Origin of the sequence: Alteromonas macleodii ATCC 27126 (assembly GCF_000172635.2) — a bacterium.
Lineage (GTDB): Bacteria > Pseudomonadota > Gammaproteobacteria > Enterobacterales > Alteromonadaceae > Alteromonas > Alteromonas macleodii.
The window spans coordinates 3609070-3631216 of the sequence record NC_018632.1 but is presented as its reverse complement, the minus strand read 5'-3'; the positions used below and the strand labels follow the sequence as shown (position 1 = coordinate 3631216).

The following is a 22147-nucleotide window of genomic DNA, read 5'->3' as shown; positions in this document are numbered from 1 at the left end:
GTCTAAGTTCTTACCAAATAAAACATCACTCAAAACAGAATTCATCCTACCTTGGTAGGATGAATTCGCCCCTATTGCAGGATGTGCTTTTTAACGCAGCCTGTATAGCATAACCCTGTAATAAAAGGCTTGCAGGGGCGGTTATGTCAGGTTTTACGAAAATATCTACAGCTATAGTGGCCGTATTCATTGGCTGCTTTTTGGTTTTTACCTGTCTGGTCTACTTCCACATACAAGATAACATTGAGGAAGAGATGACGGGCGCGCTTAATCAAGTGCGAGAAATGGTGAACCTCAATATCCCTGTTGCTGATATCGAAGCGATTGTAGAGCCTAGCCCTCACTTATCCGCCCATTATTTCACGGGGCGCCTTCAGGCAGAGCAGACCTCAGTGATGCCGACAACCGAACGTACTGCACTCACACCTGTTATCATCCCAATTCAGGAAAATCAGTATCTTATTGTTACGCCTTTTGATGCTACTGAACTCACCCAGAATCTCACTTTTTTTGCCTTGGTGGCGGGACTGTTTTTCGCAACCTTTGTCCTGTTGCTGTTTACGTTAAAAGTGGCGGTTAAGCAAAGGTTAGTGCCGCTAAATCAGCTCGCTGACGCGTTATCTGAGCTACGAGAAGGCAAGGAATCACAGCCCCTGCCACATTCAGATATCACCGAAATGAACAGGGTATTAGACCAATTTAAGCATCTGCAAAATGCACTTAAATCAAAAGAAAAGCAGCTCATAAAAATAGATAAGCAATTAGCGCTTCTTCAAGAGCAAGAGCGTAATTACCTTGCCAGAGAGCTCCACGATAATGTTGGGCAGTTGCTGACCACGATAAAAGCCCACGCTTATATTTTGGTTAACGCAAAAGAGCGATCTGTTGTTGAACTGTCGGCACAGAAAGTTCAAGTGATGTCACATCAAATAAGCGATGCAATTAGAAAACTCACTGCTCACCTACACCCGCTTGTTTTAGATAGAGTCTCTCTTCAGTCGTCGCTTGAGCGACTGGTGTACGAACAAGAAGTAGCACAGCCCGATACGCAGTGGGACGTGTCAATTAATCTAAAGCGCTATCAAGAAGATAATGAGCGAGATATTCATCTTTACCGATTTGCTCAAGAAGCCATTAACAACGTGATTAAGCATGCGAAGGCCACCAAGGTTAGCATTCAAATTTATGGCGATACTCACCGTGTTTCTGTGATGGTCAAAGACAACGGTCGGGGATTAGGGAACCACATTGTAGAAAATATTGGCATGTCTTCAATGCGCAGCCGAGCGCGTTGTATAGGAGCAAATTGCAGTGTAACGTCACCCGATGATGGCGGCGTTGCTGTATCGCTGTCCCTTACCCTTAAAAAAATGCCTCCTCTTATGGGCGCTAACGTCGCATGAATATTCTAATTGTCGACGACCACGCTGTGGTGCGTGAAGGATACAAAGCTTTACTCAATGCGATGATGCCCGACTGCCGTATTTTTGATGCTGAAAACGGTGCACAAACCCATCGTTTATTAGCCAGTAGTGACATTGAGATCTTAATCCTCGACATAAACCTTTCAAATGAAAGTGGCCTTGTTTTAGCCAAGATTTTTTTGAAGCGACATCCAGATTTAAAAATTATCTTTTTCAGTATGTTCGAAGACAGCGTCATATTGCACCGCGCCATGCAGACCGGTGCTATGGGGTACATCAGTAAAAGTAGTTCGCCTGAAATATTGATCTCGGCAATTAAGGTCGTCGCAAAAGGGCAAAAGTATATTGAGCGAGGCCTGGCGGTAAATTTAGCCAATCAACTTCTCGATACCAATGTGGACATTGCTGCCAAATTAACAAAACGTGAGTTCGAAATATTTATTGCGATAGCAATGAATAAATCCCGCTTCGATATTGCTGATGAGTTGGGACTATCGGCTAAGACTGTCTCTAACGCGCTCACAGTCATTAAGCGAAAGCTCGACGCGGTGCCCTCCCAGTTTTCAGCCATTGCGGCTAAACACGGTTATATCGGTGATGCAGAGCTTTCAGCGTCTCAATCGGTGTCTTTTGTCGAGAAGAGTGAGAAGTAGCCATAGGTTTCCCCTCCTAAAGTAGGAGTCAAATCGGTCTATCGCATCATGGTAGGTACAACGTAAAAGTACCATTATCAAACTACACAACAAACCAAGTTAGTGCGCGTGGTACGCGCAAAGTTATCAAAAGGTACTTCTTATGATTTATGCAAAGCCAGGTAGTGAAGGTTCGGTCGTAAGCTTCAAAGAAAGCTACGGTAATTTTATCAATGGCGAATGGGTAGCACCGGTTAAAGGTGAGTACTTCACCGCAACATCTCCAGTAGACGGCAGCGACATCGCACAAATCCCACGCTCAACATCTGAAGACATTGAGCTTGCGTTAGATGCCGCTCACGCTGCGAAAAAGGGCTGGGCAGATACGTCAGTAGCTGAGCGTTCTAACATTCTTCTGAAAATAGCCGATCGCATTGAAGAAAACCTAGAGCTACTTGCCGTTGCGGAAACATGGGATAATGGTAAAGCCGTTCGCGAAACGCTTAATGCAGACATCCCGCTGTGCGCAGATCACTTCCGTTATTACGCAGGCTGTATTCGAAGCCAAGAAGGCACCATCGGTGAAATTGATAAAAACACGGTGGCGTATCACTTCCACGAACCTTATGGTGTTGTTGGGCAAATCATTCCATGGAACTTCCCGCTACTTATGGCTGCATGGAAACTTGCGCCAGCACTTGTTACCGGTAACGTAGTGGTGCTAAAGCCAGCAGAACAAACGCCAGTATCTATCTTATTGTTCGCCGAACTAATCCAAGACCTACTACCACCGGGTGTACTAAACATCGTTAACGGGTTCGGGGCAGAAGCCGGACAGGCTCTTGCAACAAGCACAAGAATCGCAAAAATTGCGTTTACTGGCTCTACACCTGTTGGCGGACATATCCTTCGCTGTGCTGCTGAAAACCTTATTCCATCTACCGTTGAGCTTGGCGGCAAGTCGCCAAACTTATTCTTCCCAGACATCATGAATCACGAGCCTGAATTTATTGATAAGTGTGCGGAAGGTTTAGTGCTTGGATACTTCAACCAAGGTGAAGTATGTACGTGTCCTTCTCGAGCGATTATTCACGAAGACATCTATGATGCATTCATGGAAAAAGTGTTGGAAAAAATTCAGAAGATCAAACGTGGCAACCCACTAGACACAGATACCATGGTAGGTGCACAGGCATCTAATGAGCAGTTCGAAAAGATCCTTAAATACATCGATATCGGTAAGTCAGAAGGGGCTCAGGTTGTCACTGGTGGTGAGAAAGAGCAGCTACCTGGCTTTGATGGAGGCTACTACATTCAGCCGACTATCTTGAAGGGTGAAAACCACATGCGTGTGTTCCAGGAAGAGATTTTTGGTCCGGTAATCGCTGTTCAAACCTTCAAAACCGAAGAAGAGGCGATTGAGATTGCCAATAATACAAGCTTCGGACTTGGCGCTGGTGTATGGAGCCGCGATGCGAATGTAGCATTCCGTGTAGGTCGAGCGATTGAAGCAGGTCGCGTATGGACGAACTGTTATCACTTGTATCCAGCGCACGCTGCGTTTGGCGGCTACAAGAAATCGGGCATTGGCCGCGAAACCCACAAGATGATGCTAGATCACTACCAGCAGACAAAAAATCTATTGGTAAGCTACGACATCAACCCACTTGGTTTCTTCTAAGTAAACCTGAGGGCGGCGCCTACCGCCGCCCGCTACTTTTATGCGCATCGCATTTTCCTCAATCATTTTCTTGCTGTTTCTCAGCACCAATGTGTTGGCGCAGTCTGACGCGACAGACATTCCACAAGACATTTACAAAATATTTCCCAACGCTACACGCGTGGGGGAGATGCACACAGATATCAAGGTAACCCCGGTCTATCAGCTTCAGCAACTACTCGGATATGTTTTTGAGTCGAATGACTTTGTCGACTTCATAGGCTTTTCAGGCAAACCGGTTAATGTAGTGATTGGGCTAGACACACAAGGCAATGTGGTCGATCTTTTCGTCAAGCAGCATAGCGAGCCGATTTTTTTGCACGGGCTTGGCGAGAAGTCTATGTTTGATTTCGTTGCTCAATATCAAGGGCACAGTGTCAAAGAACGTTTTATCATTGGTGGGAAAAGCAATGTAGGCAAAGACGCTACCTACTTTGATGGAGTTACGAAAGCCACCGTATCGGTGCTGGTTATCAACGATACCATCGTGACATCTGCATTAGCCGTTGCCAGAGCTAAGCTCGATGGCTTTGTTGCGCCTAGCAACAATATTATCAATCCAGACTTTTACGAACCTCTCAATTTTAGCGAATTGGTGGACAAGGGCTACATTCAAAAGCACCAGATTACTCAGCAAAATACCGAAGGGCTTTCGAGAGAAGTGGTTCGGGCGGTTGACGATATTCAAAGCGAGCTTGCTCTTGATGGTGACATCATTGCCGAACACTACTATGCGTTTTTAAGTCTTCCTATTGTGGGGAAAAACCTGCTGGATGAAGAGGAATTTGCTCGGTTACAGGAAAATCTAAATCCGGGTGAAATGGCACTGATGGTACTGAATACGAAAGGGTTCAGTTTTATCAGCGATGAGTTTATTCCCCAAACCACACCTGAGCATTTACGGGTATCTCAAGGCGGCTTTCCCACAGCTATCCGCGATATCGATTTTTATAGCTTCTATGACCCCGCATTTTCACAAGCATTGCCCGACTACAACGAGATCAAAGTACTTCGAGTAAAATCGAAAGGTGGGCTGTCACTTGACCAAGAAATGGAAATAGCGATTAGTGTGCCGTTTAAGCCGAGTTTCTTCGAGCAAGATGAGCATCTGTTCCCTTTGAAAGTGACACTGCCTAGTGAACTATTTATGGAAAATCCAGAGGCTCAGTTAGCGAAGCCCATTCCGTTGTGGCAGAAAATTTGGAGGGACAGAACCCTAACGATAAGCATCACCGTTGTTTATCTTGTAGCGCTGTCGTTGTTTTTTGCATTCCAGCAAAGGCTAACGCCTTACACTAAGTTTGTGCACACAGTGCGGGCATTTTCCCTTGTGTTCGTGCTGTTTTTTATTGGCTTTTACGCTCAAGGGCAACTGTCTGTTGTCAACATATACACGCTGCTACTGGATATTGACGATGGATTTTCCTTAGAGGTATATCTTCTCGACCCGGTCATTTTTATTTTGTGGAGCTTTGTATTTGTCTCGCTGTTTATTGTTGGTCGGGGACTATTTTGTGGCTGGCTTTGCCCCTTCGGAGCACTCCAGGAAATGATGGGAATACTGGCTGAAAAGCTCAGGATAAAACAAATTAGAATTAAAAATCAGCACCACAAACGGGCGCAAAAAATCAAATATGGGTTGCTTATAGGGCTTGTTGCGTGCTCATTCTATTCGCTAAACCTTGCGGAGAAGCTCGCTGAAATAGAGCCGTTCAAAACGTCCATAACCCTACACTTTGTTCGATATTGGCCCTTTGTACTGTATTCGGTTTTATTGCTGCTACTTAGCTTAAAAATTCATAAAGTGTACTGCCGCTATTTATGTCCATTGGGAGCAGGGCTCGCCATTCTGGGGCGTTTCCCTTTCGTTAAATTGCTCACACGTAAAGATGCTTGCGGTAATCCGTGTCAGCTGTGCAAACAAAAGAAATGTGGTATTGATGCTATAGAACAAGACGGCAGCATTGACTATGCTGAATGTATTCAGTGCCTTGAGTGTGTGGTTACGTTAGATAACCCTGACTTGTGCAAAATCGATAAATATAAAAAGAAAAAGGTGCCAACGCGTGTCAAAAACCTCAATCCTGTCCGCACTTAGTCAACCTGCTAATAGCAAGGTTAACGATGACAACCATTCTAGTTTATACGGCGCTAAAGAAGCCTGCCGTGATGTGGCCAATGAGATTTTAGCCAACGTTAAGTGCGATGAAATAGAGCTATTACTTTTTCATACCAGCACGCTGTTTGAGTTAGACACCGTAGCAAAGGAAATCTCCGCACGTTTTCCGCACGTGAACATTGTTGGCTGCACCAGTGCTGGAGAATTTAATAAAAATGGGTACGGAACAGAAAAACTTTTGGCCGTCGCGTTTTTGAAAAACGAATTTTCTATTGCCACAGCATTGGTGCCTAATTTAGGCGAAGTAAACTTTGATGAAGCCCACGATATTGCCAGTGGTTTGCGCCGAGCCTTACAGGGGAGGGAGCGTCGTTACGATACAGAGCAGCACTTCGTTATTTCCGTGCTCGATGGACTTACCCGCCATGAGGAACATTTTCTAGAAACCTTTGCGACTGCATTTGGCAATATTCCACACTTAGGCGGTAGCGCTGGCGACGATTTAAAGCTTGAAGCCACCTATGTGTTTTACAACGGTGAATTTCATCGAGACGCAGCAGTACTGCTGCTTGTTGGCACGGGAAAGCCCTTTACCGTGTTCTCCATTGATCACATTAACTCTCCCGTATCGAAGCTGGTGGTCACCCACGCCGACCCTGAGTCGCGAACCGTGTATGAAATAAACGGTGAACCTGCTGCGCAGTATTACGCGAGCTTGTTGGGAATGAAAGCTGAAGACTTAACGCCGGATGTGTTTTCCATGTTTCCCCTTGCAGTGATGGTAGGTGGCAAATATTTCATCCGCTCTATTCAAAAAGTAGATTTGGCCACTAACGCCATTACCTTTTACTGCGCGGTAGATATTGGCATTATTCTTACATTTGTTCAGCTGGGTGACTGCATTGAAGCATTAGAAAGTAAACTAGACAAACTGCGCGCTCAGCTTGGCGAGCCCGAATTTGTCTATGCTTGCGATTGCTTTTTGCGAAGGCTCGAGATTCAACAGGGCAAAAACGACCACGAAATAAGACGGCTACAGCAAAGATACAATGTTGCGGGCTTCAATGCCTATGGCGAGCATATTCACTCGGTTCACTTAAACCAAACGTTTACGGGGGTGTATTTTGCAGCCCAATAATCAATTTGCCGACGTGGAAGCGCTCCAACAGGCGCTTTACGAGCAACGGCGTGAAAACGAAAAGCTTGAGAAAATAAACGCAGCGCTGATGTATCGTATGGAGGAAGGGGGCTTTAATCATCATAGCTACCGCGCATTCGAGCACTCGGTTCAACTTTCTGAAAAAGTGAGCCAGAAAACAGAAGAGCTTCAATCTGTACTGCAAAAGCTCGAGCAGTCAAATGCAGAGCTGGTGCGCGCGCACGAAGAAACCCATCAGGTTAAGCAGCGTTTGCACGATGCCATTGAAAGTACCAATCAGGCGATGGTGTTGCTTGATAGACTCGGCGGGATCATTTTCTTTAACCGGCATTTCGAAACCGTATGGGACGATCTTTCCATTACCCCTAAAATTGGTGACAACTATTACGATATTACCCAAGCTGCCAAACATTCTGGGGTTATTCGCCGTGCACTGCCTGCCGACGTGGAAGGTAGGATGATTTACCAGTTGTCGAACAAACGCTGGTATCAGCTGACAAACCGACCGACTCAAGAAGGCGGGAACGTTATTCTGTTTAACGATATCACTGAAGTAAAGCTGCTTGAGTCGAATCGCTACGAGCAAGTCATTAAAGAGAAAAACAAGTTACTGCAAAGCCTGATCGATAATATTGATGTTGGAATATTGCTCATTGATAAAGAGGGCGGCATCGCGTTTTGGAATAATACGTTTTTGACCCAATCAAATGTGCCCCAGCACGTACTGGTAAACAGTAAGAATATTTATGCCCTTCAAAATAACCGTCACTGGAGCGGGCTCAACTTAAACCCGGTGGGGCCAAGTACCCAGATTATACACGAGCAATTGGTGGTCGAACGCAACATCACTACACTGCCCGACGGCAATACGCTGTGCACGTTCACCAATGTTACATCGCAGCATCACTACGCGGAAACGCTGAAGCAAAACGAAAGCTGGATCCGCATGATAACCGATAATGTACCGGCGCTTATTGCTTACATTGGTACCGATAAAAAGTTTCAATACACCAATAAAGGTTATCGCGATTGGTATGGCGTTAGTGAGCAAGACATTAATGATATGCCTATGGATCGAAGCCATCTGAAAGAGGTTTACCCCAATCTTATTCAGTACTTGCGCCGTGTTAACCAAGGCGAAGTGGTGAGCTTTCAAAGCAAAGAAAAAAATGCTCATGGCGACGTTGGCTTTTTACAGAAAGTTTATTTACCTCATTTCAATGAATCTGGCGATATCACCGGGCACTTTGTCTTGGCAACAGACGTGTCGCAGCAGGTAGAAAGCCAACTCCAGCTTAAAGCGGCTAAAGACCAATTAGAATCGAATGTAGAAAAGCGTACCCGTGAACTCAATCACGCCAACATCGCCCTTCAAGAAGCGATTGATTCAAAGAGCAAATTTTTGGCTGCTATTAGCCACGATCTTATGCAGCCCCTTAGCGCTGCCATCTTGTTCAACGAAACATTGAAAGATCAGGTGGATAGTTCATCCAGCCCCATTGTTACCGCCCTCGATAATTCACTGTCTGATTTACATGGCCTTATTCGCACGCTTATTGAAACATCCAAACTGGACGCTGGGGTGTTACAGCCCGATAAGCAGCAAGAAAATGTATTGCCGTTACTTATGCAGCTAGCCGAAGAGTTTACGCATATCAGTAAAGACTACAGTGTAGATTTTCGCTATCGCTTGAAAGAAGCTTTCGTGGTGACAGACGTGAACTTACTTTCTCGAATATTGCGAAATTTACTAATAAATGCAATGAAATACGGTGCCAACGGCAAGGTGTTACTGGCAGCACGAAAGGTGAATGAGAACCTAGAAATTAGCATCTATGATCAAGGTGTGGGTATAAGCGAAGACGATCAGAAAGTTATTTTTAAAGAGTTTTCCAGATTAGAAAACGATTTTAACTACTCTTACAGTTTGGGTCTGGGATTATACATTGTAGATAAAATGAGTAAGTTGCTAGAGCACGATATTCGAGTGCGCTCGAAAGAGGGCGTAGGCGCATGTTTCACGGTGTCCATTCCTATTACCGAAGTGTGTGATACGAGTCAGGAACAAGACTATCTTTATACTTTGGAGCCATCGTTACCAGATTACGTTTTGGATAAGCATATATGGCACATTGATAACGATGCGAATATGCGCATTGCTATGCAAACGTTGTTCGCAAACTGGGACATGGAAGTAGACACCTTCTCAGGTTTTGAACAATGCAGTGCCGTAAATAATGGCAGCTTTGACGAGTGCGACATGCTTATTGTCGATTACCACCTAGATGAAGAAGAAACCGGTTTAGACATTGCGAAACGCGTAAGAAAAATCGCGCCTTCAATGCCCATTATGATTTGCACCGCTAATCACTCAAAAGCGTTAGCGAATGAACTTGAAGGCACCGACATCCAGCTGCTGCACAAACCTGTTAACTCCGCGGTGCTTAAGGCGGCGCTAGTCTCAAGCTTGAATGGCTAAAAGTATAGGAACATGGGGCCTGTTAATCTTCAATGCACAGCAAAGAGCAACAGGTCTTAATTAAATACGTATTGGTTAAAGTCGATATTCGCGGCACTGGCCACAACTTTTACTCGGTTGCTGGCGCCTAATTTTTTAAGAATAGATGAGACGTGAGACTTAACCGTGGTTTCAGAAATATTAAGCTCGTAGGCAATCACTTTATTGGCTAACCCTTGAGTTAGATATTTCAGTACAGTCAGCTCTTTTCGTGTTAATGAACGAATTTGCTCCGGCGAAATACCGTTGTCATTGGTCATGCGTGTTCTGGTAGACGGCGTTCTCAATATCTCTGATGGTAAACACACGTTCCCTTCAAAAATACTCTCGATAGATGTGGCGATTTCTTCAATCTTGCTGCTTTTTGAAATAAAGCCAACGGCACCATAAGAAATGGTTTGCAGTATATTTTGCTTTTCCGTTTCAGCGGAAATAATCACTACAGGTACGTTAGGGTGTTGGTTTCGAATTTCTAAAAGTCCGTTTAGGCCACAGGTTTCCGGCATATTTAAATCAAGCATGATTAAGTCGAACTTCGCGTCTTGCTCTAGCAACGTTAACGCTTCAGAAATTGAATTGGCTTCGAGGGTCTCTGAGTCGGGAAACTTTTTCCCTAAAATGGTAATCATTGCGTGACGAAAAATAGGGTGGTCGTCAATTATCAAGATACGGTGCATGGTCTTTCCCTCAGCTAAAAAAGCGACATTTGCCGCTGGCCTTGTGACTTATTTGGGCTGGCGTTTTATTCACACATAAGCCTTTTAGTAAGACAAAATTATGGCGTAAATGAAACGCTTCAAAGTGACCAAGTTCCCCGAAATATTAAAAGCTAAACAGTCACTTCACGTGTTTACAATGTTAACATTAATATAACATTAAATCAGGCCTAATAAGACCAATGGCTTATAATAAAAAAGCACGTAAGACCAGTACTGACGGGACTTTCGTTCTATAACTCGTCAAGTAACTGCCTCCTTTTTTCGGCGTATTCTGTTTCGCTAATTAGTTTCGCCTTTTTTAGTGCGTCTAACCGTTTAAAACGAGCAACGATATCGTTCTCTTCTGGTAAGGAGGCCGAGCCAGCTACGTCTTTCTTACTGGGTGTGTTTTCCCTATTCGCTGGGGAAAGTGTTTCCTTTTCTATAGGTGCTTCAAATGCCAGTTGAGTCGGTGCGACCACCCAATCGAAGCGACTTTTCGTTTTTAGTTCTATACCAGGTGCGGAAAAAGAGAGTGGGGAATCGAATGAGAACTTTGCTTGTTTCCGGTTACCAAAATCAAAGTCGTATTTTACCAAGCCCTGAGAAGTAGGATCATAAGCCATTTCGTAGGCTTTATTGGCTACTTTATCGAACTCGCCAATCAGAATATTGAGCTGGTCGTCTGCAACGAAAATACTGCCTGCAGCGTAATACGTTTGGGTTTTAAGGCCTGCCAAATAGCGCTTCTCTTTACTAAGGGCAAAAATTACGTCTTGCTGAGCAGTCGCTGTTCGCAGCGCCTCAGGCAGATAGGCGGCAAGTAACGTAACTTGTTCGTTGGAAAAAAGCGGTGTTGACGTATTTTTGTTCTTAACCACCTGAATAGCGCTAAGTATGGCGGACACATCCTGCTCTTGTAGCGTGAAGGGGTGTTGGTTGGCACGCATGTCACTGCCTGTTTCGTTTTGCTTTTCAACAAGGCGAATAAAATTGTTTTTGTCCTCCTGAAATATGACCTGTGCGTCTGCGATATGTACTGTCGTTATGAAGAGTAGGGCTAACAGAATGGGTTGAGCTGAACGTAATGAAAATAGAGATATATTTTTCATGATCTTTCCTTTTTCAATAGGAAAAGCGAGAGTTAATCTCGCTTTTTATGTCATATCTTTTAGCTTAATTTTAATTTCTTATTTAAGTGTAAAATTAATCAGTTTTTTATCATTAATTAAATGAATAGAGTAATTTTAAATTTCAGAGTAATTAGATATAAGTTCAATGTTAAAATATGACTGATTTTTAATTCTCAATTAAAAGAACACAGTGCCACCTAGTTGAATTAGGGTTAAGTCTTCTGCGCTGTTATAAATTCCTTGCGCAGATTCTGAACCATCAATATCTAAACTTAGATTTTCGTATTTCGCGTACACCAAGAAGCGCGATCCAAAATATTGTTCTGCTGCAACGCCCCACTGACTAAGCTCTGAGCCGGTAACGCCATCTAAATGAGCCATGCCGTATTGGTCGTTATAACTGGCATATTCAGCATAGAAAGCAGAATCACCAAAGCGATTAAACTGTTTTCTTATGCCTGCTTTAAAGTAATAAGCATCTGTATCGTCACCCGACCCAACAATCGCATCGTCAGCTTCTTCCATCTGATAAGTGGCTACCCCAAATACTCCTGACTCAATATGCATGAGCCCTGCTTGCAGTTGCAGCGTAGTTGAACTGTTGCCCCCAACATTGCTACCGCCATCTTTATTCACTGAATAACCTGCATGAAGGTTAGTTTTGAAGCCTTCGTGCTCAGCCGCATACTTAACCGCAATATCGTAAATTTCGTCGTTTGCATAACCTACTGCAATACTCACGTTGCCCATTTGAGGGAGATCGTAGCGCACACCGTTGCGATATATGCCGTTACAGTCAATACCAATACCCAAGCCAGGCGTAGCTAAGCACTGAGCAAATTGACCCCACGCGACATTGGTTGAACCTTCTTCTACGCCTCGAATAAAGAAGCCATTTGCTCTAAATAATGGAGAAATTCCCGACCAGATTGTGCCAGAAGGATCAGCTAGAACGGCAATGTTATCGGTGGGAAGGCTTTGTAAACCAATGGTGATTTTACCCCAGTCGCCACCAAAGTAGAGGCTACTGCCCAACAGGCCTATGTCGCCGCCGTTGAAGGTGTCTAAGTTATCCTGATTGGCAAACAAAAGCGGGGTTTGATGGCCACCACCGGCGTAGTTCGGTGCGCCTGAAAGAGGTTCAATAATGACCTCAAAGCCCACGTCCATGCCTTGTTCTTCCAGTTTATAGTTTCCTGAAAGCGTAATACGGCTACCTAGCGTTGTACCGTTGTCTGAAAGTTGTGCCACATCACTACCCACACCGTCGTCGTAATAGGTTAAGCCTTCATTTATCCATCCAGAGATATTCCATGAATAGGGCTCGTCTTGGGCAAAACTATGGCTACTGACTGTGCTTAAAATGGCAATAGATAAACAGGTTTTTGCAAATGTATTCTTTTTCATTTTACTGTCCCAATATTGGTAGTGTTGATTAATTACAGTGGCTTTTTTTTTTATTTTTGACTGGTTTTAATGCTTTCGGTGTCCAGTAAATTGATAATAGGTTCTATTGAATTTTGAACCATCGGCCGTAAGGCGTGTTAATCTCCTTCTTTAGTAGCGGGAAAATTAAATGTATAAATAATAAAAAACGCGACTACTGTGAAAAGTAAGTCGCGTTTTTTTAGATTTTTGTTTCAGTTTTTGTGTGGATAAAAGCGCGTGTGGTAACAACTGCTACCTTATTAGAATCTCGCTTTTAGATTCACACTGACCATTCGCGGTTGTGCGGGGCCCACGAACTCTGCACCTTCTACGTCGGGATAAATGTCTTCTAATACCTCATCAGCCTCTCCATACGTGCCAAAGGTTTCATAGTCTTTGTCGAACACATTGTTCACACGTAGCGATGCGGTAAATGTGTCGTTGAAACGGTACGATGCATAAATGTTTGCAATAACGTATCCGTCAATCTTTTCATTTTCGTTAGCCTCATCGCCCCTAAAGTACTGACTAGATGCTGAAATAACTTCTGCGCCTAAACGCGCTTTATCCGTTAAGGCGTAATCTGCGTAGAGCTTGACTAAATGCTCTGGCTGGCCTGGAATTTTGTCACCTGGCGTTACGAGTCTGTCTGGACCCTGAGGGTTAAAGGGGCTAAACGACGTGAATGTTGATTCATAGGTTGCGTTAAGATAGTTGTAGTTTAACCGGTAGGTGAGTTTTTCCCACGTTGAACCTACGCTGAATTCAACGCCCTGACGCTGGGTTTCATCAACGTTAATAAAGTATCCGCGAGAGGCAACAGAGCCTGCTTGTTGGAAGATAATGTCGTCCTTACTTCTACTGTGAAAGACATTTAGCATCAGGTCGATGTTATCAATGCGTGTGGTGTAGTTCGCTTCAATAGTTTGGGTGACCACTTGATCAAGAGGAGGATCGGCCACAAAACCGTTCGGTAACCGACACGGGTCGTCTTCATCTGCACAGCTTAACTCTGCTGGGCTTGGCGTTCTTGAAGACTGGCTGATTGCAAGATTCAACTGGCTTTGCTCATCTATAGTAATGTCTACCCCTACCGCTGGGTTAAATTGGGTAAAACGGTGATTGCCGTCCAATGAACCTTCACCATCATCAATCAGGTCTTCCATAACAATATGGTCTCGGTTAAAACGTCCACCAAGATTGAGTGTTACGGCTGAAGAGAGCTGCGTACTATTCATGAAAAATAGCGACCATGCGGTGGTGTCTACATCTAATCTAACTCTGGCTTCTTGTGCCATGAGCCCGTCGATGGGTAAAACAGTGCGTGAGTCTTGTGCAGATTCGTTTTCCAAAATACCAAATGTAGTATCAGCGGCGTAGTTAACATCTCCTTTGGTGTAGCTGGCACCAACAATTAACTCTGAACTGAAGCCGCTTAAGGCATATTGTTTAGCTAGCTGAAAAGATAACCCAGTAGCTTTGGCGTCTGTGTGGCCCGTATTGTATGTTCCATCAAGTTCACCTGCGTCCACATTTGATATTTCGCCAAGCGCGGTGTCGTCATCAAAGCCGATAAATTCAACCGCTTCTATATCGTCGCCTTCTCCTACAACAGGCAAATCATCGTCATCATCGTCGTCGCCATCATCATCACTATCAAGCGGATCATCATCATCGTCGTCATCATCTTCAAATTCACACAGTGTTACGCGTCCATCAGCGAACTGGCAGGCACCAAAATCACTGTCATCGCCGTTGATTGATTGAGTTTGTGTGTCGCGATAAAACATATTGGCGGTTAAAGATAAGGTGTCAGTTAAAACGAAATCACCGGTTATATTAACGTGCGTAAGTTCGTTGTTGGTCTGATCGGGGTGAGTGTAGACCGCTTCTCTTCCTTCAATATCCAGCAGTTCAATAGGTGATGCACCATTTCCGAGTAACTCGTTATCGGCCATAAACAGGTTCATGTCGAGATGCATTTTGTCACTTTTATAGGCAAGCGATGTAAATACTTGCTGCACTTCAGATGGCGAATAGTCGCGCCAGCCATCTTCCTCATAGTGATTCAGGTTCACATAATACGCCCAGTGATCGTTATGACCACCTGATTCCACAGACGCGGCTTTCTGGCCGAATTGTCCAGCCTGTAAATCGATTTCATTGACATTGAAGCTAAACCCTGTTTTCGTTCTTAGCGCAAGGGCGCCGCCTAGCGTGTTTTGACCAAACAGAGGGTTTGAACCAGAGTACAAAGAAACGGTATTTATAGCATCTAGAGGCATGAGGTCCCAATGCACGGTATCGCCAAACGCTTCATTAACCCGACCGCCGTTCAAGTACACCGAAATGCCCTGAGGTAGACCAAGCAGCGGAGAGGCAGTAAACCCGCGGTATTGCAGATCGGGTTGGAACGGATTGTTTTGAACATCGTTTAGGTTCACGCTTGCCAGCTGAGTTTTGAGTAGCTCCGGTAGTGAACGGTTGACGCTCCCTTCAATGTCGTCTTGAGTGAGTGTCTGAACGTTGCCAAATACAGCAGAGTTGTTGCTGTTGGCGCTAAGCGGCGTCGCCCCTTGCACCTCTATTACCTCGTAGCGGTCCATTGCATCGTTAGCTTCTGCAGCAGGGCTAAACGCATAGGTTATCGCGCTGGCAATAACACTAAGAAGCAGGGGCGTGTGCGAATTAGAAACAGACTTACTCTCCAACTGTGCCTTGCGTTGTTGAAGAAGGTGAGTAGGCTCGCGTACAGGGCATTGTGAAGGTTTAGATGAAGGTTTCGGTATAGGCATGCAATTGACTGCTTCGTTATTAATTATAGCTTCAGTATTGCCCTAACCATTCCCTAAAAATATCCTCCTTAAGTGGGAGGAAGTGTCATAAATTGGTAGCAGTGTTTTTTCCCGAATTTCCCAACATGGGCATCGACAAAATGTTATTGCACCAGCCTTCACGCTCTGTGATATTTGTATCGCTGGCACCAAATAGAAAAAGATTATTTTCATAGATTGCAGCGCCCAGTGCGTAGCATTCCCCCGAGGTTCTTGGTTGCCAGAAAAGGTGGTGTGCAAGTACCGCTTGTAGTCTTGACTGTTGATAGAACGCGATGCGATACACCCAGTGCGAGGCTAAATAACCAGAATCAGAATTTAGAGAAGCCGACTCTAGAGTTATTGAGGGTGATGGAATGGAAAACGGCGTTAAGTGCGAAGCAATGTGTTCAGCGTTAAAGCGTTTCAAATTGGTGGTCTTGTTGGCGAGTGGCCGCAATAAACGTGGAAGTGCAGGCAAGTGCTCTAACGCAATAAAATGTCGGTATTTAGAGGTAAGACGCGGTATTGAAAGTGACTGCTCGCTATTGGAAGCGCTGGCTTGCGCGGAAAAGTCTTTGCGTGCCTTTCTAATCCGCTCGAGAGCGACTAACTTTTCTGGTGAAGGTAGAGCCCTCAGGTAGGAGTGCGATACCTTATTAGCACTCGCTAAATAAGTGCTTTTGGTGGCACAATCTTTGGCGGCACACTTGTTAGAACCCAACGCATCTGTTAGTTGCGCAAAATAGCGAATAGCCGCCCCCACACCCTCTGCATGTTTATCAGTGTCTGGCATTGGCTTTGAAGGTCTAATATCAAATGAGGCAAGACACGCGGATACCACATGTTTTAGTTGTCGCAGCCTTTTATCATTATCATCGCTCACGAGCTTGTGTGTCAGATTTTGTGAAAGCTTTGGAAGTGCTTCTATCGAAAGCTCGCTTGCTACTTCCTTCATCGCTTCGTTTGTGACGAGGCGAATTGCAAAATTGCCTTGTTGATTGATTTCGGGGTCGATAAATAAAGTACTTTCAAGGCCTGCTACGGTGCTAAGTGTTGCTTCTTGCTTTAGTAAACCCTTTAGAAAGCACTGAGGAAACCACCAGGTTAATACATGCCTTATTGATTCGTTTTCGCCTTTTGTCGTTTGCGCATCAAGAGAGGCTTCTTTGTATAAATGTGAGCGTTCACGTTGAGATGCGTGCTGACTCAGAGAGGCGTTTCTGTTCAGTGTTGATTCTTCGATCAAAGCTGCTTTCTCGCTCAAGGCTGCTTTCTCGCTCAAGTTTTTTTCAGCGCTCAAGGCTGTTCCCACGCTCTGCGCTTTCATTGTGCTCAGGGCTGTTTGCGCGCTCAGGGTTTTCATTGCGCTCAGGGCTGTAACAACCTGCTTGCACTGCTCAAAAAAGTGGGCTGAATTACTGTAAACCAGCGTGGTGATATTGCTTGGCTGATACCACTGGCGTTTGTAGTCTTGAAGCGCTTGAATGCTGTTGCTGCCTATGGTTTGTGTAAAACCACCCGCGTGTTGATAGGCATTTTTATTGGTATCGGTTAATCGAATAGCGGCGTTTAATGCATAGTCGCTGTTTGCCTCTAGCATGGCGAGCTCGTTAAAAATAACCCCGTCACGCTCTAAGATAACCTCATCGGTACCGTAATCCCGGTTAAGCAGGCCACAGTACAGGTAATTTACAGCATCAAGCAGCACGTTCGCTTTTTTAGACGAAGCGAAAAAGAAGGTGTACTCGGCGAGTGTGGTAGCGTTAATAGTAACAGGCAGAAGTGTATTGGCCGTAAAAAGTTCGTGGGCAGTTGGGTATTGGTGAGAGCGTCGAAAGCTCATGTGCTCAGCTAAGTGAGACAACCCAGTATGGCCTACTGCAGGGGTTTTTAGCGCAAAAACAACGCTATGCACTTTTGACCCAGAGCCGGCATCAATGAAATGAAATTCAGACATACACTTTTATCATTGTGGTTTAACGGTATCTCTTTTGGTTTAGTACTTATCGCAGCGCACTCATTTCGTATTACTTGTCTCGTAGCGCTTACCTCGTAGCACTTACTTCTAGAATGGGAATCGGCTTTTCCACCTTCCGATACTGTAGTGCCTTCGACGGTGCAGTACCTGCTTTATCGGTAATGCCTTTCATCAAATGGTGATCGGGCGACTTGCTGCAAACCGGATCCGTCTTATACATATCACCTGTTAGCAGGTAGGCCTGACATCGGCAGCCGCCAAAGTCTTTATCTTTTTCATCGCAGTCCCGACAGGGCGAAGGCATCCAACTATCGCCACGGAAATGATTAAAGCTAAAGTCTTGGTGCCAAATATCGTGCAATGAACGTTCTTTCACATTAGGAAAACGAAGGGGTAATATCTTTGCACTGTGACACGGAAGGGCACTGCCATCTGGCGTTACGGTTAAAAACGTCGTGCCCCAGCCATTCATACACGCCTTAGGGCGAGATTCATAGTAGTCGGGCGACACAAATATGAAGGTTGGTCCTTTACCGTTTTGCTGCGCGCGGTAGCGGTTCACTGCGGCCTCAGCTTCCTGTAGCTGCTGTGAGGTAGGTAACAGATGGTCTCTGTTTTCATAGGCCCAGCCGTAATACTGCACGGTAGCTAGCTCGACAAAATCAGCGTTCAGCTGCTCGCTGAGCGCCATCACGTCTTCTATTTCGTGAATGTTCTGCGCGGTAATACAGAAGTTAAGCACCATAGGGTAGTTGTATTGTTTTACCAGCTTCGCAATTTTAAGTTTTTGTTCAAATGAGTGGCGCTTGTTGCCTATTAAGTCGTTGACTTCGGCATTGGCTGCCTGAAAGCTCAGCTGAATGTGGTCAAGGCCGGCTTCTTTGAGTTTGGCAATACGTTTTTCTGTCATGCCAATACCAGAGGTGATCAAGTTGGTGTAAAAACCCAAAGCCCGCGCATAAGCGACTAAGTGCTCTAAGTCCTTTCGAAGCAATGGCTCTCCGCCAGAAAAGCCCAACTGCACGGCGCCCACTTCCCGCGCTTCACGCAGTACACGCTCCCAATGCTCAGTAGAGAGCTCATTAAATGTTTCTTCCATGTTTACTGGGTTTGAGCAATAGGGGCAATGCAATGGGCACTGATAAGTAATTTCGGCTAGGAGCCATAGCGGTGGCGTTATGGTATTTGGTACGTCGGTTTGTAAATCAACGTCTGTATTATTCGTCATAGCGGATCCACTTCTTTTGCTCGGCATGAACCAGAAATGCATGAACATCTTCTTCTAAATCATCAGGTGCATCAGGGAACGCCTGACGAAGTTCAGCACAAATGGCATTTTCCGTATTGGTGCCATCCACACGCTTAAGAATTTCTGCCGCAGAAGGGTTAAGTTTGATCATTCCTTCGGGGAACAACAACACATAACAACCCTGAGCTTTCTCGTACTGCATGCGAAAAAGCGGATTTAAAGAAGCTGTTTTGTCTCTTTTGCGGCCACCCTCGTTGTTGTGACTGCTGCTATTTTCAATGTTATCTTCCACGTTATCAGCACCGGTGCTATCAGCATCTAAGTGGTGTTCGGTTTGCGATTGTAAATTCGACATCATTAAAACCTCCCTATATGGCACACCCGTTGGTCGGCAATACCATCAAACGGCTTTCTCTTATATTCATAGGCAAAGCAAATGGCATCAGCAATGCTCCACAAAATATCAATTTTGAACTGCAGTATATTGAGCGCATGTTCTTGCTGTTGTCGGGTAACAAAGTGGTCAAGGGTAATCTGCAGGCCATGCTCTACATCACGGCGCGCCTGACTTAACCGCATTTGAAAGTAGGTAAAGCCTTCACTATCAATCCATGTATAGTGCCCAGGCCAGGTATCTAATCGGCTTTGATGTATTTCAGGGGCGAACATTTCAGTTAACGATGAGCAGGCAGCCTCTTCCCACGACGCACGGCGGGCAAAATTCACATAGGCATTTACTGCAAATTTAACCGCTGGCAACAGGTGGGTTTCATCAAGTAATTCACTGCGGTTCAAGCCTACCGCTTCGCCTAACCGCAACCAGGCTTCTATGCCGCCCAGTCCGTCTTCACCTTCCCGTCCATCGTGATCGATAATTCGTTGGATCCAAGTTCTGCGTACCGATTGATCTTCGCAATTCGCTAAAATTGCCGCGTCTTTAACCGGTATCGCCATTTGATAATACAGTCGGTTGGCCACCCAACCCTGAATCTCATCAACGCTGCAGTGTCCTTCATTCATGCGTTTATGAAACGGGTGATGAATATGGTAGTAAGCGCCTTTTTCTCTCAGTTTTTGTTCGAATTCTTGTCTAGACCATGCGTGTTCTGTCATTACTACACCTCAATTTCCATACCGTCGTAAGCCAATTCAATGCCTTGCTCGCACAGGCTGTGATAAGCACTGGAGTCTTCGTCAAGCACGCGATTTGTGTTGTTGATATGAATAAGCACTTTACGCTCAACGTTAAATTCATTTAGCAGCGCAATGGCTCCGCCCTTTCCATTAACCGGCATGTGTCCCATATCTGTGCCCAGCTTGTTGCTAAAGCCGTGATCTATCATTTCTTCATTGGCCCACAGCGTACCGTCAAATAGCACGCAGTGAGATTCGCGCATCACCTGTTTTACTGTGTCGTTTGCCTGCATGCATCCCGGCGCGTAAAAAAGCACGTTGCCCGTGGTGTCGTCAGTTATCTTCAGGCCGATATTGTTGCCCGGCACAATGTTGTCGCGATACGTCGAGTAAGGGGGCGCGTTAGACTCTAATACCACAGGTTGGAAAGTCAGGCCTTCTGCCCCTTTTGGTACAAAGCGTTGATGATAGTCGGTATTAATTGAATGCTGCTGTAGTCCGCCGTGCCAGTGTTTTAATACGGTAAAAAGCGGGAAGCTGGTGGTTAGGTCTTCGGCCACAACATCGGTACAATAAACGGGAAGGGGTAAGCCTTCGCGCAATGTTAGCAGGCCTGTAGTATGGTCTATTTGACTGTCGGTAAGCACAATTGCGCTTATGCGTGTGCCGCGAGACACATGGGCGTCGGGCCACAGCTGCGGGTGGCTATTTATCTGCTCCCTTAAATCGGGGGAGGCATTAATGAGAACCCAATTTTTACCATCACTACTGACAGCAATGCTCGACTGTGTTCTGCCTTTCGCCTTTATTTTACCTTCGCGTAAACCCTTACAATTTGGGCAGTGGCAGTTCCATTGCGGAAATCCACCCCCGGCGGCAGCACCAAGAATCAATACGTGCATAACAACTCCATACTACAAGTAAAAAAAGGCTGCGTCGGCAGCCTTTTTGTTCATCATCCCAGAGGGCGTTGCCTAGCGGTTATTGATGTAAAGAGTTACTTCAAAACCAAGGCGCATTTCTGTGTATTGGGGTTTAGTCCACATAATTGTTCCTCTTCTTTATGATTAAACGCATGACTGAGTATATGTTGAATATGTGTTAACAGATATCCTCCTAAGGGAGGAGAACTGTCATGAATTTTGATGATTTATTGATTATTTTTGATAGCGCAGCTGCTTAAGTAAGATAACAGCAAAGGGATAGGGCGGCCGGTCGCCGATAACGATTTGGTGTAGGTAAAAGCGGTTCCTGCCACATCGAGGTGAGCCCACGGCGTGCCGTCAGCAAAGCGAGAGAGAAAGCAGCCTGCCGAAATAGCACCGGGAGAGTTTATACCCGTATTCATCATATCCGCGTGCTGAGAGGTAATGGCGTCTTGATATTCTGGCCAAAGTGGGAAAGGCCAGCACCTGTCGTTAGCCAGTTCACCCGCTTCAACTAACGTACTTTCAAGCGCTGGAGCGTTGCTAAAAAGCGCAGTGGCTTTGTGCCCCAGTGCGCTAATAGCCGCGCCGGTTAAGGTTGCAATATCAATAATAACCGAGGGGGAGAACTGTTTCGCGTAGCTGATTGCATCGGCCATAAGCATACGCCCTTCTGCATCGGTGCTCATGACTTCCACGGTTTTTCCTGAGTGCATAGTAATAATGTCACCCGGGCGATAGGCTTTGCCATCAATTGCATTATCGGCGCTCGCCACAATACCAATAATATTTATATTTAACCCCAGTGTGGCAACCGCCTGAATGACGCCCAATACACAGCCAGCGCCTGCCATGTCGTAAATCATATGGCGCATATCAGGGCTGCGTTTTAACGTTATGCCGCCGCTGTCAAACGTTACACCTTTGCCAATTAACACTACTGGCGGTGAATTCTCTAAACCTTTGGCTGTATAGCGAAGAATAGGCATGGTGGCAGCAAACTGTGAACCTGCATTTACCGCTAAATACCCGTTCATGCCTAACTGCTTTAGCGCACTTTCATTGAGGATATCGCAAGACACCGTATTAAAGGTTTGCGCCAGATGCAGAGCTTGTTCGGCCAGATAATCTGGCGTACATAAGTTGGCTGGCATGTGGGCGAGATCTTTAGCCCACGTCATCGCGGCATTCAGGGCTGATTCATAGCGGATAG

The 22147-nt window shown here is 45.4% G+C and carries 17 protein-coding genes; 6 read left to right on the top strand and 11 right to left on the bottom strand.

Going from position 1 to position 22147, the window contains the following annotated elements; genetic code table 11:
* Positions 1-143 precede the first annotated feature (143 nt).
* The 6 genes from MASE_RS15515 to MASE_RS15490 all read left to right on the top strand — a co-directional run bounded on the left by MASE_RS15515 (position 144) and on the right by MASE_RS15490 (position 9533).
* Positions 144-1403, top strand: a complete 1260-nt coding sequence (locus tag MASE_RS15515) for a sensor histidine kinase (RefSeq protein ID WP_014950686.1) — start codon at positions 144-146, stop codon at positions 1401-1403.
* A complete protein-coding gene (locus MASE_RS15510) occupies positions 1400-2077 on the top strand; it encodes a response regulator transcription factor (RefSeq protein ID WP_014950685.1) in 678 nt (225 codons plus the stop codon). Before MASE_RS15515 ends, MASE_RS15510 begins: the two co-directional genes overlap by 4 nt.
* Positions 2078-2219: 142 nt before the next feature.
* Positions 2220-3737, top strand: coding sequence for an acetaldehyde dehydrogenase ExaC (gene exaC / locus MASE_RS15505; protein WP_014950684.1), 1518 nt, complete (start codon positions 2220-2222; stop codon positions 3735-3737).
* A gap of 40 nt (positions 3738-3777) precedes the next feature.
* The gene (locus tag MASE_RS15500) at positions 3778-5874 is read left to right on the top strand and encodes a 4Fe-4S binding protein (RefSeq protein WP_014950683.1); all 2097 of its coding nucleotides are present in this window, start codon (positions 3778-3780) and stop codon (positions 5872-5874) included.
* Positions 5843-7033, top strand: coding sequence for a nitric oxide-sensing protein NosP (gene nosP / locus MASE_RS15495; RefSeq protein ID WP_014950682.1), 1191 nt, complete (start codon positions 5843-5845; stop codon positions 7031-7033). The genes MASE_RS15500 and nosP overlap by 32 nt, the downstream gene beginning before the upstream one ends.
* Complete coding sequence (locus MASE_RS15490) at positions 7020-9533, top strand: hybrid sensor histidine kinase/response regulator (RefSeq protein ID WP_014950681.1); 2514 nt, start codon at positions 7020-7022, stop codon at positions 9531-9533. Before nosP ends, MASE_RS15490 begins: the two co-directional genes overlap by 14 nt.
* A gap of 56 nt (positions 9534-9589) precedes the next feature.
* On the opposite strand, the gene MASE_RS15485 is transcribed toward MASE_RS15490, so the two are convergent.
* From MASE_RS15485 to MASE_RS20305, 11 genes are all read right to left on the bottom strand, one after another.
* Entirely contained in the window at positions 9590-10249 is a 660-nt protein-coding gene (locus MASE_RS15485; protein ID WP_014950680.1) for a response regulator, read from the bottom strand.
* Between the two features lie 272 nt (positions 10250-10521).
* Complete coding sequence (locus MASE_RS15480; protein WP_014950679.1) at positions 10522-11382, bottom strand: hypothetical protein; 861 nt, start codon at positions 11380-11382, stop codon at positions 10522-10524.
* Positions 11383-11580: 198 nt separating this feature from the next.
* The gene (locus MASE_RS15475) at positions 11581-12810 is read right to left on the bottom strand and encodes a porin family protein (RefSeq protein ID WP_014950678.1); all 1230 of its coding nucleotides are present in this window, start codon (positions 12808-12810) and stop codon (positions 11581-11583) included.
* 281 nt (positions 12811-13091) lie between these two features.
* A complete protein-coding gene (locus MASE_RS15470; protein WP_014950677.1) occupies positions 13092-15626 on the bottom strand; it encodes a TonB-dependent receptor in 2535 nt (844 codons plus the stop codon).
* An 85-nt stretch (positions 15627-15711) separates the two neighbouring features.
* A complete protein-coding gene (locus MASE_RS15465; protein ID WP_014950676.1) occupies positions 15712-17604 on the bottom strand; it encodes an insulinase family protein in 1893 nt (630 codons plus the stop codon).
* 88 nt (positions 17605-17692) lie between these two features.
* Positions 17693-18853, bottom strand: coding sequence for a pyrroloquinoline quinone biosynthesis protein PqqE (gene pqqE, locus MASE_RS15460; RefSeq protein WP_014950675.1), 1161 nt, complete (start codon positions 18851-18853; stop codon positions 17693-17695).
* Positions 18843-19232, bottom strand: coding sequence for a pyrroloquinoline quinone biosynthesis peptide chaperone PqqD (pqqD, locus tag MASE_RS15455; protein WP_014950674.1), 390 nt, complete (start codon positions 19230-19232; stop codon positions 18843-18845). The genes pqqE and pqqD overlap by 11 nt, the downstream gene beginning before the upstream one ends.
* Complete coding sequence (pqqC, locus tag MASE_RS15450) at positions 19232-19987, bottom strand: pyrroloquinoline-quinone synthase PqqC (RefSeq protein ID WP_014950673.1); 756 nt, start codon at positions 19985-19987, stop codon at positions 19232-19234. Before pqqC ends, pqqD begins: the two co-directional genes overlap by 1 nt.
* A gap of 2 nt (positions 19988-19989) precedes the next feature.
* On the bottom strand, positions 19990-20910 hold the full coding sequence (gene pqqB, locus MASE_RS15445; protein ID WP_014950672.1) for a pyrroloquinoline quinone biosynthesis protein PqqB: 921 nt from the start codon (positions 20908-20910) through the stop codon (positions 19990-19992).
* Positions 20911-20982: 72 nt separating this feature from the next.
* On the bottom strand, positions 20983-21054 hold the full coding sequence (gene pqqA, locus MASE_RS19960) for a pyrroloquinoline quinone precursor peptide PqqA (RefSeq protein WP_071953288.1): 72 nt from the start codon (positions 21052-21054) through the stop codon (positions 20983-20985).
* Positions 21055-21158: 104 nt separating this feature from the next.
* Positions 21159-22127 carry a leucyl aminopeptidase gene (locus MASE_RS20305; protein WP_232362854.1) on the bottom strand — a complete coding sequence of 323 codons (969 nt, stop codon included), beginning with the start codon at positions 22125-22127 and terminating at the stop codon, positions 21159-21161.
* Between the last annotated feature and the right edge of the window lie 20 nt (positions 22128-22147).